The following is a 15,795-nucleotide window of genomic DNA, read 5'->3' as shown; positions in this document are numbered from 1 at the left end:
GACTTTAATTCTGTGGTTTCGGCGTTGAATTTGCGGATGTTTTCGGCGGAATGCGAACAATTTTAATGGTTATAGTTAACGAGTTGCTAATGCGCTGCTTGTGACCGCCGCCGTTGCTGGTCCTCAAACCAAGATTTTTCCATCCGACCCTTGCATTGGCCACGACCTTTGCGCCATAAGGCGCGCAAGGAAGAGTGTCCGAGTGGTTTAAGGAACCGGTCTTGAAAACCGGCGTGCGGGAAACCGTACCGTGGGTTCGAATCCCACCTCTTCCGCCAGGTGCTTACTCATATAGTTGATATTTCACGATAAAATAGAACACCAAGGCCCAGTCCCACTTTGGGTCACACTTTCTCCCGCGTGTCTGACCGGAACGCGGCAATCAAGACCGCGCACGCCAAATTCGCTCGCGGAGGCAGGTCCTCAATGATCTCCCAGCGAACGATACGCGGATCGACTTCCTCCGCGGCCCTCATGTATTCGGAGATATGGAAGGCCATTCGCTCTTCCGGCGTACAAGCGGGGCTTCGGCTCGCCCCTTATGGCAAAGAGAACTGGGATGACGATTGACTCCCCAGGCCTGTGTGCGACTGTGGCTTAGCTCAAAATCACTGGCAGTTACAGCCATGACCCCAGAACGATTTTCCGAATGCCTTCTGCATATCCGATGGACGCCGATCAACATCGCATCGGCGCTCCAATGCGAGCTGTCGTGGATCGAAGCGCTCGAAGCCGGGAATGAGCAAATTCCCGCAGGTTTGGCTGCCTGGTTGGAAACACTGGCACAAGCACACGAGGCGCTGCCGCCGCCAACGACTTACTGCGGCAAGAAATCAAAGCTCTGACCCGTCGGGGGCAAAGTCCATCAATTGGTCGATCGCGGCTTCGTCCTGCTCCTCCCGTAGCCCCTTATACGACGCGTGCCGCAGCTTCCCGTTATAGGTCCAGGCGCGATACTCGATCTCGGCGATAAGTGTAGGTTTCACGAAAACAGGGTCGCGCTTCTACAGCCTAGATTGACCAACTGAGCGTCTGTCTTGGTTTAGGCGGCTGGTCGAATATTTTGGTTAACTCGGAAGAGATTGGCAGGATCGTATTTCTTCTTGATCGCAGCTAACCTCGGGTAGTTGTCGCCATAACTTGCCTTAACGCGCGCTTCGCCTTCGTCGTCCATCATGAAGTTGACATAGGCGCCGCCGGGATTGAATTTGTGGACCGCCTCCCAGTAGGCCCGGCCCCAGCGCGTCAAGGCCCCTGCCTGCTGCGGATTGGAATCGATCCCCGCGATCACCATTGACCAGTTGGCATCCCTCGCCCCCCAAGCCGTCTCGTCACTTCTGACACGGCGAACGGCGCCATCGATTGGGTAGAGATGCATCAGCGATAGTTCGCTCGGCGCCTTTGCCGATTCCGAGATGTAGGTATCGATTGCCGCGTCCGGGAGGTCCTTCACGAAATCGCCCTTCCAATACCATTGCAGGCCCTTCGGAAAAAACGGGTCGAATAACCCCTGCATAGCCGGGAACGGCATCACCCCCATCCAATTGAAGAAGGGCGCCGGAAGCTTGTCGAGGAGCGGCGCCAGCGCGCGTCTGCCATCCTCTTCGGTCCCGTTAAAGCTGGAGATTATGGCGCAGGCCCGCTTGCCCCACGCCTCGCGCGGGAACGGGTCCATCGACGGCACCGTCTTCAGCCCGACAAAAACACCGAGCTCTTCGGGCGACTTCGGCAGGAAGTCGCGATACGCACGCATGATTTCCTTGCCGTGGAGCGCGGCGTCCCAGAAAATCGGCCCGGCAAATACCATCTTTACCGGATGGGCCTGGAACAGAAAACTCGTCACCACCCCAAAATTGCCGCCGCCGCCTCGAAGGGCCCAGAACAGATCCGGGTTCTCCTTCTTACTCGCTGTCATGAAGCTGCCATCGGCCAAAACCACGTCAGCTTCAAGCAGGTTGTCAATGGTGAGGCCATACTTCCGCGTCAGATAGCCCGAGCCGCCGCCAAGCGTCAGCCCCGCGACCCCGGTTGTGGAAACGATGCCGAAGGGGACAGCGAGCCCAAAGGCATGGGTGGCATGGTCAACATCACCTGACGTACAGCCGGGGCCAACCCGCACAGTCCGGGTTGACGGGTCGACGCGCACACCTTTCATTGTCGATAGATCGATGACCAACCCATCATCGCAGCTGCCAAGGCCAGGGCCGTTGTGGCCGCCACCGCGGATGGCGACGAGCAGCTCGTTGTCTCGACCAAAACTCACCGCAGAAATCACATCAGCAACGTCAGCGCAGCGAGCAATCATCAATGGGTGCTTGTCGATCATGCCATTGTAAAGCTTGCGGGCCTCTTCATACTCAGCATCGCCGCGTTGAATGACACTGCCGCGAATTGTTCCAGCGAATTTTGTCACATCCTCATCGCGCATGATCTTTCCTCCTAGGATTATCAGTGGCTTAGCAGATGGTCGGCATCGAAGTGGGGCGTTAAATTTATCACGAACCAAGCCAACCGAAAAGTGACAACGCGTTTCGATCGGTTGAAGGCGGTGGACGAAGCATCTTCATTCCCGACCTGCACATCGATACCCTGAAGGTGAAGGCGAGGAATTTTCATTGATGAAGGTAATGTGCGGTTGTTTTGTGCACGAAGCTGGCGCAATCAGAGCCAAGTGTCCGCTGCCGGCCCATTGCGGTCATTGCGAACCCCGCTCTTTCTTACCTCACCAGATGATCTATCTTCGTCCCGATATCCTCAGAGAGGCGATATGGCTGAGGCAGACGAGAACAAGGATGCGGCTCGTGCGACGCTGGAGCAACATCGACGTGTTGCAGACTTGTCGGCCGAGCTTGAGAGGGTATGGCCCCGATTTTCGAGGCAATTGAAGGAGCACGGGCTGGCGAGGCCGTGGAATTCAACGGAAGGAAGCTTGTGATCAAAGGCGTCGCATAGCGAGGCTTATTGTATCAGCGACACACGAGGAGTATAACACAACTGGACCGCCAAGTACGGCAGCAATGAACGACGCATTGGTCGTCCTTGACACAGCACCGGCTACATCACACCGGAAACTTTAGCGCTCGATCTATACCAAAGTGACATGGCACATCGAGCGCCGGACGCGGATACGGATATGAGGCACTGAGGGTCGTTCATCATCCGGATGAATAACTCAAACTCATTTTCACGATCTAGCACCTCTGGGACGAAGTGGTTATTTTGCGCGCCAACGTACTCGAAGGAAGCTTCGGCTGAAGCAACCCTCGCCGGTTGCTTTGACACCAATCACGGACCAGTGCGACGCGCGGGCATCGAAATTCAAAGCAACCCGAGTGGGAGTTCACCGGAATTACGGTGTCTTCCATTCAAGCCTGCGAAGTTAATTCGCGATGATACGTGATTCAACGCTGCGCCGGCTGGCGCGAGAGAGATGTATCGGACATGAGTGAGGCGCGATCCGCGTTGGGGAGCGACTCGCCCCATACCGGCTTTGGGTGCGACAGCGTCCCGGCATTGATCTGCGAGATCGATCTCGATTGCGGCGGGCGCAGATTCAATCGCGCCTGGGAGCTCTTCACTGGAATCGCCCCTGCAGACCTCCTCGGCGACGCGTGGCTGAACGCGGTGCATGAAGAGGATCGCGAGACCCTCGGCTATGCCGCCGGCTCGGAAGAGGACACGCGCTCGGTCGACATCCGGATTCAGGACCGAAATGGTCAGTATCATTGGTTTCTAGTCAATATCGCCCTGCCCACCGACGCCCATCTCCCCTGCTCGTCGAAGACTCTCGTCGCGCTTCCGATCAACGAACGCAAGGCTTCCGAAGCTGCACGAGATGCGGATTCGGCAGACATCCGCATGATGCTCCAAAACATGCCTACCATGATTTGGCGCACGACGGCGGCCGGCGAGATGGACTATGCAAACGAACGATATCTCGCGCGCTGGGGTCAAACACTCGCCACCATCATTGGCGGGGGGTGGAAGGACTCGGTTCATCCCGATGATCGCGATGGCATCGTAAGCTACTGGGCCAACCACATCGGAACCGACGCTGACGGAATGTATGAGTTCCGCGCAGGCTCCCCCGAGACCGGATATCGTTGGTATCTCTCCATCGCCACACCTCGCCGCGACGAGAACGGGAATGTTGTTCAGTGGTATGGCGCGACCTTTGACATCGAGGACAGAAGGCGTGCTGAACACCAGCTCCGCCGGAATGAAGCATTTCTCCGCCAAGGCCAGCTAATCAACAAGTCGGGCAGCGTTGGCGCAAACCTTCGGACCGGTGAGCATCACTGGTCGGACGGAGCCTACCGGATTCTGGAGTTTGACCGGGAAGTGACGCCAGGGTTCGAGCCATATCTCCAGCGTGTTCATCCCGACGATATCGACCTCGTTCGGGACAAGCTTGAACACATAAAGCGCAACGAAAGCGACGTGGAATTCGAGCACCGACTTTCCTTCCCCGACGGTCGGATCAAGTACTTGCGAGTGTTGGTCAAGCCGGCGCCGGGTGAGGACGAGCTGAACGCCGTCGGCGTCATCATGGACGTCACCTCAGCGAAGATGGCCGAACAGGAAATACATCGCGCCCAGGCTGAACTTACTCGCGTCACACGCATCGCTACGATGGCGGAGTTGACCGCGTCGATCGCGCACGAGATCAATCAACCCCTTTCCGGAATCCTCACCAACGGCGAGGCAAGTCTGCGCTGGCTCAATCGCGCCGAACCAGACATCGCGGAGGCGAGAGAGGCGATTGAGCGAGTCGTCGTCGGTGCCCGACGCGTCAGCGATGTCGTTCGGCAGCTTCGAGCGATCTTCACCCGCAAGGAGCCGGCTCCGACCAAGTTCGACCTGAACGACCTGGTGAGGAGCACCTTGCCGCTGCTGCGTTCGCTTATCAATCACCATCGGGGTTCGATCAGTCTCGACTTGGCGGACGACCTTCCAGCAATTTTCGCGGATCCCGTGCAGATTCAGCAGGTCGTCATCAATCTCCTGGCGAACGGACTGCAGGCCCCGAGGAAATCTGATGCGGGCGAACGTCGAATCACCATCGAAACCGCGCGGGATGAGGCCTGCGTCACGCTTCGTGTCAGCGACGACGGGCTCGGGATCGATGAGGCGCATCTGGCGAACATCTTCGAACCATTCTTCACAACGAAAAACGACGGCATGGGAATGGGGCTGTCGATCTGCCGGTCGATCGCCGAATCGCATGGTGGCCGGATGTTCGCCGGCGCAAATGCGGCCGGTGGGGCGACTGTAGGATTCGCGCTTCCGATCGAGCCTAGTTGACGTCCGTGGTGACCATCATGACCAAGACCTTCGTTTCTCAAACTATACAAATGTTCAATAGGCGGCGCTCCAGGCTTAGGTTAAGTCGAAAACGCCGTTTTATTGGCAAATTCGAGAATACCAACCCTGCGAGCGATGGGGCTGAGATTGCGCGTAATGTCGAACACGTCCGCCATGCAACCGAGCTCTAGCGCCGCGCCGATCGTACTCATCGTTGACGACGATGAGCTGGTCCTAAAGTCCATCGATGGTCTTGTCAGATCCGCGGGATATCGGTCCGCTCTTTACGCAAGTGCGGTCGAACTCTTGTCAAAGCCCCTGCCTGAGGGCGTCCGCTGCCTGGTTGCGGACGTGCGCCTGCCCCTCGTGAGTGGGCTCGACCTTCAAGCCGAACTCGCCAAGCGCGGAGAGCGCGTACCCATCCTGTTTATAACGGGTCATGGAGACATACCGATGTCGGTGCGGGCGATGAAGGCCGGTGCGGTGGACTTCCTATCGAAACCGTTCCGCGACCAGGATCTAATGGACGCGATCGCATGCGCGTTGCTCGAGGATATTCGGTTGAAGGAGCTGGAGAGCGAGCTCGAATCCCTCCGTGCGCGATACGAATCGCTGACATCGCGCGAGCGCGAAGTTCTGCAATTGGTCTCGTCCGGGCTCCTCAATAAGCAAGTGGCAAGCGAGCTCGGGTTAAGCGAGATAACGGTCAAGCTTCATCGCGGGAGCGCGATGCGCAAGATGTGCGCTCAGACGCTCGCACAGGTCATCAGGATGATGGAAGCGATCGAGCGAGGCACCCTCCAAGACCATACTCCAGTATAGGCCAGGCAAACACACGTTCGATTGTCGTGCCTCTCATCGACGTTAAACTGCAATCCGTATTTCCATGCTTCCTGAAAGGAACCCCTTGAGCGCGAGTATCGCCATCGCGATCGTCGACGACGATGAGCTTGTCCGGACCTCGATAGCCGGCTTGCTGCGCTCGTTTGGCATTCGGACTGCGGCCTTTGAGTCCGCTGATGCGCTGCTCGTGGCCGGCGCAAACGGCTTCGACTGCGTCGTTTCTGATCTCCAGATGCCCGGGACCAGCGGCCTCGAGCTGAGGCGCCTCTTGAACGACCAGGCAGATGTCGTGCCCGTCATCATCATGACGGCCTTCCCTGAGCGCGCGAACGATGCACGCCGCCTCGGCGAGCATTTCCCATTGATCGAGAAGCCGATCGATAGCGCGCAGCTGATCGCCTGTATCGAGGATGTCCTTGGATGTCGGGTCGGCTGATCCGAAAAGCGTCAGGTGGCTGCGCGATCCGGAAGCATATTTTGGTCGGGCTTGAACTTGTCGGCAGCGTCGGGATCGATGTTGAAGGAAATGTCGGCGCCTGATGTCGAGAACCTCGAGATCATGATAGCAGGGACGCGCTCCGGGCCAGCGACATCACGTCCGTGATGCGAAGCTCAAGGAGTCGATCAGCGAGCTTTTTTTGCCCTTGGCATCATCAAGAAATCCCAGACGGCGTTCGGCGACGTCAAGGCGACGTGCTTGCACGCGAAGATCCGGCGCATTTCGTACGCAGCAATTTCCGCTCGATTATCTAGAGATTGACGTGACCAGTCTGACTTCCAAGACAGCGCTAGCGTTCGACGCTCTCCTTTGGTCGAGCGAGTGACAGTCGCTATTAATGTCGCGGATGCGGAAGAATTCCGCGGCTGAGAACGTCAAAACGCCGTCCGGAAGATACCCCCGAGGCCGGTGTGACCGGAAGAAGTACTCATCCGATCCGCCCACGAACGCGGCCATCCAAATTCAATGGAGTGGTGCGACTGCAATAACCCCTTTTTCTAAGGGGTAGTTAAAGCAAACCACTGTATAGTTTCCAACCGCCAAGTTTTCATGAATAAAGACTGCATCGAAAGGTGGAGGTTTCCAGGATGCTAGTCAACGACACATGCAATTCCACCAGGGCAGCGTCGCGGGGCGTTGTCAATATCACCTCAAATTCTCCCACTCTCGCCGCGGGGCCTCGACAAGGGATGCGAGTTGGCCCTGATCACAAGCACATTTTCGTGCATGCGGAGCGGCCAATGCTTCCTGCGGTTTCGCCAACGCGATTACATGTCCTCATCAGCGACTTGAATAGGAGACGGTGAACACCAATGGAACTCCATCAGGTTCGGTACTTTCTGGCCCTTGCAAACACGATGAATTTCACGCGTGCGGCGGAGATGTGTAACGTGACGCAACCGGCGCTGACCAAGGGCGTGCAAAAGCTGGAGCAGGAACTTGGGGGCGAGCTCATCTACCGAGAACGTCAACTTACTCACCTCACTGACTTGGGCAAGGCGGTGCTGCCCATGCTTGAGCGCGCACTTGCATCGACTGAGGCGGTTCGACGCCGAGCGCGTGAATTTCAGCAAAAGGAAGTAGCTCCCTTAACGATCGGTCTCGCCCCATCCATTTCCGCTTCGCTCGTTGTCGAGCCCATCGCTGAGATCCGCAAATTCGTCCCCGGCCTCCATGTCGAGCTTCGAGAAGAGCCGCCAAGCCGCCTTGTCGAGCTTCTGCTGGAGGGCGAAGTAAATGTCGCCTTGGTTGGTGATCTCGACGAGAGACCAGAAAGAATCGACGATTGGACGCTGTTCGAAGAGCGCTATGTCGCGGTTCTCGCCCCGTCGCATGAACTTGCCGATCTTCCGGCGATCGGAATCGAAGCGCTTCGCGAAGCCGCTATCCTGAATCGCTCCTACTGTGACGTGGCTCGGAAATTTCGCCGTCTCTGCTTTCCCGACGCGCCGCCGCATCACAATCATCGAAGCTGCCGGGACTTGCACCTGCAACATTTGGCAGCGGCGGGGTTTGGAATAGTCCTCGCTCCCGAGCATATGCCCCGTTTACCCTCGCTAAAGGCGCTTCCGATTGAGGGTGACCCGGTATGGCGAGAGGTCCGGCTTCTTGCGGTCCAGGGCCGACGCTACTCGCCAGCGCTTGACGCCTTTGTAAAGGTCGCGCGGTTGCGCGACTGGTCTCTTCATACGGGATCGCCTCTGCAAACCGAGCGTCACAGCCACCTCGAAGCGACCGGTATGTCCGCATGAGTCCACATATTGCCCATTTCTTACGATACCCGGTATGCCGATGACCGTCGAATTGATGTCTGACCACTTAACCAGGACCCTCAATCAAGTGCGTAACGAGCTCATGGCCGGGTTCAGTGACGCCGACCGGGAATCCTACCTCTTTCTCGTCGATTGGCTCCGCAAGGCAGACATCGCCTCGCACGCATTGCAGGTTGGCGACACGGCGCCAGATTTTCTTCTACCCGATGCAAATGGACGACTTCATTCGTCCGAACAGCTTCGTGGTGAAGGGCCGCTTGTGGTTAGCTTCTATCGGGGGGGATGGTGTCCATTCTGCAACGCGGAGCTTCGCGCTCTTCAGGCGGTCAAGGCCGAATTTGATAGTCTGAAGGCGAACCTCGTCGTGGTGTCTCCCGAGACCCGTGATCTGCCGAGGCAACTGAAACGGCAGTTGAACCTCGACCTGACGATGCTCGCGGACGTCGACCATGGCGTGGCGATATCTTATGGTGTCTTGTTTCGCGTCCCTGAGGAAACCAAGGCGCACTACTCGGGGCAGGGTTACGATTTCGGGCACCGTCACGGATCGACGGAGTGGATGCTGCCAATTCCGGCGACTTTCGTGATCGATCAAGACGGCATAATCAGAGACTCCTTCGTCGAGCCTGATTTTACGATCCGCCAAGAGCCGTCCGACATCCTCAACAGAGTTCGCGAACTTGCCCCTCGGAGCGGCGAGAATTCAGCGCACTCTTGGTGACTACTACTAACGCTCCAATTAGAGGTTCTCAATGCCAGCGATGGCACATGCTATCGCGAGAGGCAGAATTCGGAGTGCCCCGCCGCGACGCATGGTGCGCTCAGATAGGAAGTGGCCTGGGCCTGGCCTGGCGAGGGAGATCCCGGCAGATGGACTTCTATCGCACGTTCCAGGTTGCCTCGGGCTTCTATCTGGCGGTTTTCGTGTTGATTTCCGTGCGGACCTGAGCCGGTTTTTCCACCGAGAAGTGAGCCACCTCTGAGTATGGTTTTCTGATCAGGGTTTGGTCAAGGGATTGCCGTTTTCTCCTCTCTTCTGGGCTGCTGTGGCCGAGCTGGCTTTGAAGCGGAAGCTGTCGTTCCCGGTTTCCAAGATATGACAACCATGGGGTCAGGCGGTCGAGGAGAGCCGTCGTCATTTTGGCGTCGCCGAAGACGCTGGCCCATTCGCTAAAGCTGAGGTTGGTGGTGATGATGACGCTAGTGCGCTCGTAAAGCTTGCTGAGCATATGGAGGAGCAGCGCGCCGCCTGACGCGCTAAATGGCAGGTATCCGAGCTCGGAGTGGACGAGACGATTGGCGATCGCTATGTGGCTGTTCCGGGTGGCCGGTCATTCAGAAGCCATAAAGCTGAAGACGCTCGTGGCAGTACAAACGGATCAAGCATGATCTTCATCACCGGTTGGTCAGCATGTCCGTGAGGGCAGCGTTTTCGCCTTAAAGGCCGCGCTTGCCAGGAACAAATTTTATCCACAGGACCTGAATGAGAAGGTTCGCCGCGAACCAAAGCAGATTGCGAGGTTCAATGCAATGTATTCCCGCCCAGACCTTGTTTCAGTTTCCATTGTTATTGCGAACTACAATTATGGACGCTGCATCGACAGCGCGTTGGAGCAAAGTTACGACAATGTAGAAGTCATTGTCATCGATGATGCCTCGACGGACGACACGGCCAATGTCGTCGCCTCGTATTGGCCGCGAATCAAGACATGTCCGCGGGGAGTAAATGGCGGGCATGCCGCAGCGTTCAACACCGGTTTCGCGTTGAGCCACGGTAAGATCGTGATGTTTCTCGACGCCGATGATTACCTCTATCCAAATGCGATATCTGAGGTAATCGATGCCTGGGAAAACAATACGGCCCAGGTGCAGTTCAGATTGCACATCGTCGATGAGCATATGCATGAAAAGGATGTGTTTCCGCGTCCGGAGGTACCGTTCGATTCTGGCGATGTCACGCCGAAGCTGCTGCAAAAAGGCCGCTATCAGACCACCGTCACGAGCGGCCTGGCATTCAAACGGTCCGTTCTTGACACCATCATGCCAATTCCGGAAAAGGATTTCAGGCAAGGGGCCGATGGATATTTGGTCACCGTTGCGCCCCTACATGGAGACGTGACGTCGATCGATGACTGCCTCGGTGCTTATCGCATGCATGGCGCCAACCATTCTGCCTTTGCAGAACAACTCGGCCAACGCGCACGTTGGCGGGTACAGCATGACTTTCATCGGCTGGAGGCCCTGTCGGATCAGGCAGCCGAGATCGGCCTGGAGGTGCGGCCGGACGTCGACCTCCATGATCCCATCCATTTGGAGGAGCGCTTGGCATCACTTTGCATCGACAGGCAGCAACACCCTGTCGCCGGCGACTCCAGGTTTGCCCTGGCGACTGCCGGCGCGGTTGCCAGCCTGGAAATGAACGCATCCCGACGACGCCGTGCGATGCTGGCAGCCTGGTTCCTTTCCGTCGGCGTCCTCCCTCGTCACATGGCGAAAGCCATCCTGTCATGGAAGCTTGTCGCCTCATCGAGGCCCAACGTCCTGCGGCGCCTTTCGAAAACTATCCGCCATGCCATGGGATAGGTCGCCTTGGAGAATTTACGCAAGCGAGTTTCGGCTGCTTTTATCGGCAGGTCGCACTTCATTCAGCGCCACATTCCCCAGCCGGGCTCGTGTGGCTCTCCCTGATCTTCCGGCCTCAAGCGCTGATCTCTTCTCTCTACGCTATCGGCATCAAGGCCTTGCGGTTCACGGGGCTGTGTTGTCCGAGAAGCAAGGCTAGTCATTGGCTGCCCTTTGCGTGATCGGCTCGATATTGCGTCGGAGAAACGCCCATAATCCACCGAAAGGTGGCGCTAAACGCGCTATCGGAAAGGTAGCCCAGCGAATCGGCTATGGAGGAAATTGGCTCACGACCGCGCCGGGGCCGCGCAGCAGCGAGGCGCATCCGCCAGGGATTCCCTGACACGTGGGAATTCATCGGCGGCATCGGATCTGTCACCGATCAGCTCGGGAATGCCGTCGTCCCTGCCGTTGGGCAGGCGATGAGACTGGCAATGTTGTCGGCGTTGAAGGGATGGGAGATCGACTGGGAGCGGATGATGAGTATCCGCCCGGCCAAACGGATATCGGTCGCAGCGCCTCCGCTTGCCGAGGTATCAGGTTTAGATCTTATAGACACTCTGGTCACGATTTAAGGAGCTGGAGAAGAAATCGGCGCATCGCTGCATGCGCCGATTTCCTTGTACTTCAGCAGGAGTGCGAATCCGTAAGGGCATCGCGGGCGCAATTTGATCTGCTTTACTACGTCACGTCGGGCAGCTCGCCGATCAGCTTGTCGAGCGTGATCGGATAGTGCCTGACACGGATGCCAGTCGCGTTGTAGATCGCGTTGGCGATCGCCGCAGACACCCCGCAAAGGCCAAGCTCCCCAACGCCCTTGGCCTTCATCGGCGACGACATCGGATCGGCCTCGTCCATGAAGATCACTTCCTGATGGGGGATGTCCGCATGCACAGGCACCTCGTACCCCGCCAAGTCATGATTGACGAAGAAGCCGCGACGCGTGTCGACGGCAAGCTCCTCCGACAGTGCCCCGCCAGCTCCCATGGTCATCGCACCGATAACCTGGCTCCGGGCGGTGATCGGGTTGAGGATGCGCCCGGCTGCACAGACGGCCAGCATGCGGCGGATGCGCGTCTCGCCCGTGGCGCCGTCGACGCGGACTTCTACGAAGTGGGCTCCGAAGGTCGACTGCTGGTGCGTCTTCGTCAGGTCGCCCCAGTTCATCGTGTCCTCGCCGACGAGTCCCTCGTCGCCAGCGGCGTCGGCGAGCGCAACGGACCGATTGCCGGAGCGGACCTGCCCGTTCTCGAACACGGCGTCCTCGGAGTTGAAGCCCAACTTGCTTGCGACTGCCTCACGGAGCTTCACACAGGCCGCATAGACGCCCGACGTCGAAGAGTTCGCACCGAACTGGCCGCCGGATCCTGCCGACACCGGGAAGCGCGAGTCGCCGAGCTGCACGGCAACCTTGTCGATGCCGACGCCCATCATCTCTGCAGCGGTTTGCGCAATGATCGTGTAGCTGCCAGTGCCGATATCCGTCATGTCGGTTTCGACCGTGACGACGCCCTCGCGGTCGAGCTTCACACGAGCGCCCGACGGAATCACGAGGTTGTTGCGGAAGGCAGCCGCAACGCCCATGCCGACCAGCCAGTTACCCTCCCTGCGCGATGCCGTTTTCGGCCTCTCACTCCAACCGAACCGCTCGGCGCCGAGGGTAAGGCAACCATTAAGGTTGCGTTGGGAAAATGGACGCTCCGGATGTTCCGGATCCACCTGCGTGTCGTTGACGATACGGAACTGGATGGGGTCCATCCCCACCTTTTCGGCCATCTCGTCGATAGCGATCTCCAGCGCCATCAGCCCTGGTGCTTCGCCCGGCGCGCGCATCGCATTTCCTTCCGGAAGATCGAGCGTCGCAAGCCGCATGGCTGTCATGCGGTTGGCGCCCGCGTAGAGAAGCCGCGTCTGGTTGACCGCCGTCTCCGGCCCGCCTCCTGGAAGATCGCCCGACCAACTCTCGTGAGCGATCGCCGTAATCTTGCCGTCGCGCTCGGCACCGAGGCGGATGTGCTGGATCGTCGCCGGACGATGGGTCGTGTTGTTCGGCACAAAGGGACGCGGGAGCGCGACCTTGACCGGACGGCCGACCGCCTTCGAACCGAAGGCTGCAAGAACGGCGTCGGCACGTAGGAAGAGCTTGCCGCCGAAGCCTCCGCCGATAAAAGGCGACATCAGGTGGACCTTCTCCTTCTCGATCCCGAGCGTCGTCGCCAGATCGGTCCGCCACCAGTCGATCATCTGGCTCGAAGTCCAGACTGTCACCTCGTCACCGTCCCAGACGGCTATGGACGCATGCGGCTCCATCATCGAGTGAGACTGGTCCGGTGTTGTGTAACTCTCGTTCAGGGTAACGGGTGCTGACTTAAAGGCAGCTTCGAAATCGCCGACGGCGGTGTCAGGCTCAGTGGATTCGTCCGGCTTTGCGGCGGACGCCATCGCTGCCCGAAGATCGAAAATGCCCGCTTCTTCTTCGTAGTCCACCTTGACCAGCGCCGCGGCTGCGCGGGCCTGTTCGAATGTCTGCGCGACAACGACGGCGATGGCCTGGTGGTAGTGTTGGATCTCGGCGCCGCCGAACAGTTTGGCGGTATTGAACTTGCCCTTCTCCAGGTTGCCGACGTCGAGGGTCGTGACAACCGCGAGCACCCCAGTCGACTTCTTCGCGTCGGACGCATCGATCGACTTCACCCTACCTTTGGCGATGGCAGTCCCGACCGGGTAGCCATAGACATAGGGCGTGTTCTGGTCATGCCATTCGTAGGCATACATCGCCCGGCCAGTGGTCTTGAGTTGGCCGTCGATGCGATGGATCGGTTTACCCACCATCTTGAGCTGGTCGATCGGGTTGGTCGTTGCTGGCTTGTCGAACTGCATGATTACCCCCTTGCCTCCGCGATGACAGCCCCGAGTGTACGCTCGACGAGGTCGACCTTGAAGCGGTTCTGCTCGGTCGGACGGGCGTCTGCCATCAGGACGGCGACTGCAGCCTTGGTGCCTTGCGGAAGTTTTCCGTCAGCCTCTTCGACGCGCCAGGGCTTATGGGCGACGCCGCCGACAGCGACACGGCCCGTACCATCGGGATGGATGACCGCCCCAACCGACACGAGGGCAAAGGCGTAGGACGCGCGGTCTCTTACCTTCCTGTAGATGTGTTTGCCGCCGATCGGCGGTGGAAGGACGACAGTGGTGATGAACTCGCCAGCTTCGAGAACGGTCTCGATATGTGGGGTCTCTCCGGGAAGACGATGAAAATCGGCAATCGGGATCGAGCGTGTCGTCCCGTCCGCCTTGATGGTCTCTACCACTGCGTCGAGCGTCCGCATGGCGATCGCCATGTCACTCGGATGTGTGGCGATGCAGGCGTCGCTCGTTCCTACCACCGCGTGCTGTCGGGTGAAGCCGCCGATTGCCGAGCAGCCGCTGCCTGGCTGACGCTTGTTGCACGGCTGGTTCGGGTCGTAGAAGTACGGACAGCGTGTCCGCTGCAATAGGTTTCCGGCAGTCGTCGCCTTGTTGCGAAGCTGGCCGGACGCACCTGCGACCAGGGCACGTGATAGGAGGCCGTAGTCGCGGCGCACCGTCTCGTGCGCGGCAAGCGCCGTGTTTCTGACCAGGGCACCGATGCGGAGACCGCCCTCCTTGGTCGGTTCGATCCTGTCGAGGCCGAGCCCGTTCACGTCGATCAGGTGGGCCGGCCGTTCGATCTCGAGCTTCATCAGGTCGAGAAGATTGGTGCCCCCGGCGATGAACTTTGCATCCGGATTGGACGTGGCCGCTTTTGCAGCCCCTTCAACGGAGGTGGCGCGTTCGTAGGTAAAGGCTCTCATACTTCGAACCCTCCGACTTCCGAGATGGCGTCCAGGATGTTGGAGTAGGCCCCGCAGCGACAGATGTTGCCGCTCATGCGTTCGCGGACTTCGGCGGCGGTGAGCTTCGCCGGGCCTGTCAGGTCGGCGGTAACATGGCTCGGAATATTCGCCTTGATCTCTTCGAGAACAGCAATTGAGGAACAGATCTGACCGGGCGTGCAGTAGCCGCACTGGAAGCCGTCATGCTTGACGAAGGCCGCCTGCATCGGGTGAAGATTACCGGGCTGCCCGAGACCTTCGATCGTGGTGATCTCGTCACCCCCGTGCATGACAGCGAGCGTCAGGCAGGAGTTGATCCTGTGACCGTCGACTATGACGGTGCAGGCTCCACATTGGCCGTGGTCGCAGCCCTTTTTGGTCCCGGTGAGATGCAGGTGTTCCCTCAAGGCGTCGAGGAGCGTCGTCCTGTTGTCGACTTCCAGTTCCCGCCGTTCACCGTTAACGGTGAACGCCACAGGCGTCGTGAATTTCATATCGTCTTCCGCTGGCTGGGCCGCCGCGCTACTTGCAGCGGTCCCCGTGACCACGACCGTAGCTGCGGAGGATATAAGAAGCTCTCGGCGAGAAAGTTCCAGTTGGTTGTAATTCGACATGTCGGCTCCCGTCGGTGGCGTGGGTGAGCTAAGGCGAAATGCAATCAGGTTGTTTCCTGACATAGGGCCTTCAACAGCAATGATTAAGTGCCATCTGCCGCATGGCCTTATCGATGCCATTCATAAATAAGTGTTGGCTGCGTGAGCGCGCACTGCGGGAAGTCCGATTATCGAGGCCCAGTTCAAGAAAAAGCCGATCACGGACTCGTTGAAGTCCCACATGTCGAGCGTGTAGGACAGCATCAGCTTTGACCCGAACGCCATTTCGGAACAGGACGGTAGGCCAT

Annotated in this window: 13 protein-coding genes, 1 tRNA gene and 2 pseudogenes; 9 read left to right on the top strand and 7 right to left on the bottom strand. The window is 58.6% G+C overall.

Translation table 11 applies throughout. The annotated features are described in order from the left end of the window. Positions 1–188 precede the first annotated feature (188 nt). Together ACPYOI_RS09290 and ACPYOI_RS09285 are read left to right on the top strand one after the other, a co-directional pair. Positions 189–278, top strand: a tRNA-Ser gene (locus ACPYOI_RS09290). A 348-nt stretch (positions 279–626) separates the two neighbouring features. Next, a complete protein-coding gene (locus ACPYOI_RS09285) occupies positions 627–845 on the top strand; it encodes a hypothetical protein (protein ID WP_168833668.1) in 219 nt (72 codons plus the stop codon). On the opposite strand, the pseudogene ACPYOI_RS09280 reads toward ACPYOI_RS09285, so the two are convergent. After that, positions 834–1,004, bottom strand: a pseudogene (locus ACPYOI_RS09280) (ATP dependent DNA ligase); the annotation flags it as partial. The gene ACPYOI_RS09285 and the pseudogene ACPYOI_RS09280 sit on opposite strands and share 12 nt — an antisense overlap. Before the next feature lie 38 nt (positions 1,005–1,042). Continuing rightward, positions 1,043–2,428, bottom strand: a complete 1,386-nt coding sequence (locus ACPYOI_RS09275) for an FAD-binding oxidoreductase (RefSeq protein ID WP_481415264.1) — start codon at positions 2,426–2,428, stop codon at positions 1,043–1,045. A 1,013-nt stretch (positions 2,429–3,441) separates the two neighbouring features. Here ACPYOI_RS09275 and ACPYOI_RS09270 point away from each other — a divergent pair. From ACPYOI_RS09270 to ACPYOI_RS09250, 5 genes are all read left to right on the top strand, one after another. Further along, positions 3,442–5,304, top strand: a complete 1,863-nt coding sequence (locus ACPYOI_RS09270; RefSeq protein ID WP_481422820.1) for a PAS domain-containing sensor histidine kinase — start codon at positions 3,442–3,444, stop codon at positions 5,302–5,304. 135 nt (positions 5,305–5,439) lie between these two features. After that, complete coding sequence (locus ACPYOI_RS09265) at positions 5,440–6,126, top strand: response regulator transcription factor (protein ID WP_481422819.1); 687 nt, start codon at positions 5,440–5,442, stop codon at positions 6,124–6,126. 85 nt (positions 6,127–6,211) lie between these two features. Continuing rightward, a complete protein-coding gene (locus ACPYOI_RS09260) occupies positions 6,212–6,583 on the top strand; it encodes a response regulator transcription factor (protein ID WP_481415266.1) in 372 nt (123 codons plus the stop codon). 875 nt (positions 6,584–7,458) lie between these two features. Continuing rightward, the gene (locus tag ACPYOI_RS09255; protein ID WP_481415267.1) at positions 7,459–8,397 is read left to right on the top strand and encodes a LysR family transcriptional regulator; all 939 of its coding nucleotides are present in this window, start codon (positions 7,459–7,461) and stop codon (positions 8,395–8,397) included. 34 nt (positions 8,398–8,431) lie between these two features. Further along, a complete protein-coding gene (locus ACPYOI_RS09250) occupies positions 8,432–9,139 on the top strand; it encodes a peroxiredoxin-like family protein (RefSeq protein WP_481415268.1) in 708 nt (235 codons plus the stop codon). 276 nt (positions 9,140–9,415) lie between these two features. On the opposite strand, the pseudogene ACPYOI_RS09245 reads toward ACPYOI_RS09250, so the two are convergent. Beyond that, a pseudogene (locus ACPYOI_RS09245) lies at positions 9,416–9,722 on the bottom strand (ATP-binding protein); the annotation flags it as partial. Positions 9,723–9,948: 226 nt separating this feature from the next. Here ACPYOI_RS09245 and ACPYOI_RS09240 point away from each other — a divergent pair. Then, on the top strand, positions 9,949–11,001 hold the full coding sequence (locus tag ACPYOI_RS09240; protein ID WP_481422818.1) for a glycosyltransferase family 2 protein: 1,053 nt from the start codon (positions 9,949–9,951) through the stop codon (positions 10,999–11,001). A 199-nt stretch (positions 11,002–11,200) separates the two neighbouring features. Here ACPYOI_RS09240 and ACPYOI_RS09235 read toward each other — a convergent pair whose 3' ends face one another. Beyond that, positions 11,201–11,365, bottom strand: a complete 165-nt coding sequence (locus ACPYOI_RS09235) for a helix-turn-helix domain-containing protein (protein WP_481422817.1) — start codon at positions 11,363–11,365, stop codon at positions 11,201–11,203. Here ACPYOI_RS09235 and ACPYOI_RS09230 point away from each other — a divergent pair. After that, on the top strand, positions 11,313–11,615 hold the full coding sequence (locus tag ACPYOI_RS09230) for a DNA cytosine methyltransferase (RefSeq protein ID WP_481415271.1): 303 nt from the start codon (positions 11,313–11,315) through the stop codon (positions 11,613–11,615). The genes ACPYOI_RS09235 and ACPYOI_RS09230 overlap by 53 nt on opposite strands. 106 nt (positions 11,616–11,721) lie before the next feature. Here the strand turns inward: ACPYOI_RS09230 and paoC are convergent, their stop codons facing one another. The 3 genes from paoC to paoA are packed head-to-tail and all read right to left on the bottom strand — an operon-like array spanning position 11,722 to position 15,508. Then, positions 11,722–13,920, bottom strand: coding sequence for an aldehyde oxidoreductase molybdenum-binding subunit PaoC (paoC, locus tag ACPYOI_RS09225; protein WP_481415272.1), 2,199 nt, complete (start codon positions 13,918–13,920; stop codon positions 11,722–11,724). A 2-nt stretch (positions 13,921–13,922) separates the two neighbouring features. Further along, positions 13,923–14,873: an FAD binding domain-containing protein gene (locus ACPYOI_RS09220; RefSeq protein ID WP_481415273.1), complete on the bottom strand. Its 951-nt coding sequence runs from the start codon at positions 14,871–14,873 to the stop codon at positions 13,923–13,925. Next, complete coding sequence (gene paoA / locus ACPYOI_RS09215; protein ID WP_481415274.1) at positions 14,870–15,508, bottom strand: aldehyde dehydrogenase iron-sulfur subunit PaoA; 639 nt, start codon at positions 15,506–15,508, stop codon at positions 14,870–14,872. Before paoA ends, ACPYOI_RS09220 begins: the two co-directional genes overlap by 4 nt. Positions 15,509–15,795 lie beyond the last annotated feature (287 nt).

It is taken from the genome of Rhizobium sp. SVR5-2C, from assembly GCF_056755115.1.
Note: the sequence above shows the minus strand (reverse complement) of the source record. Positions and strands in the feature narration are given on the sequence as shown.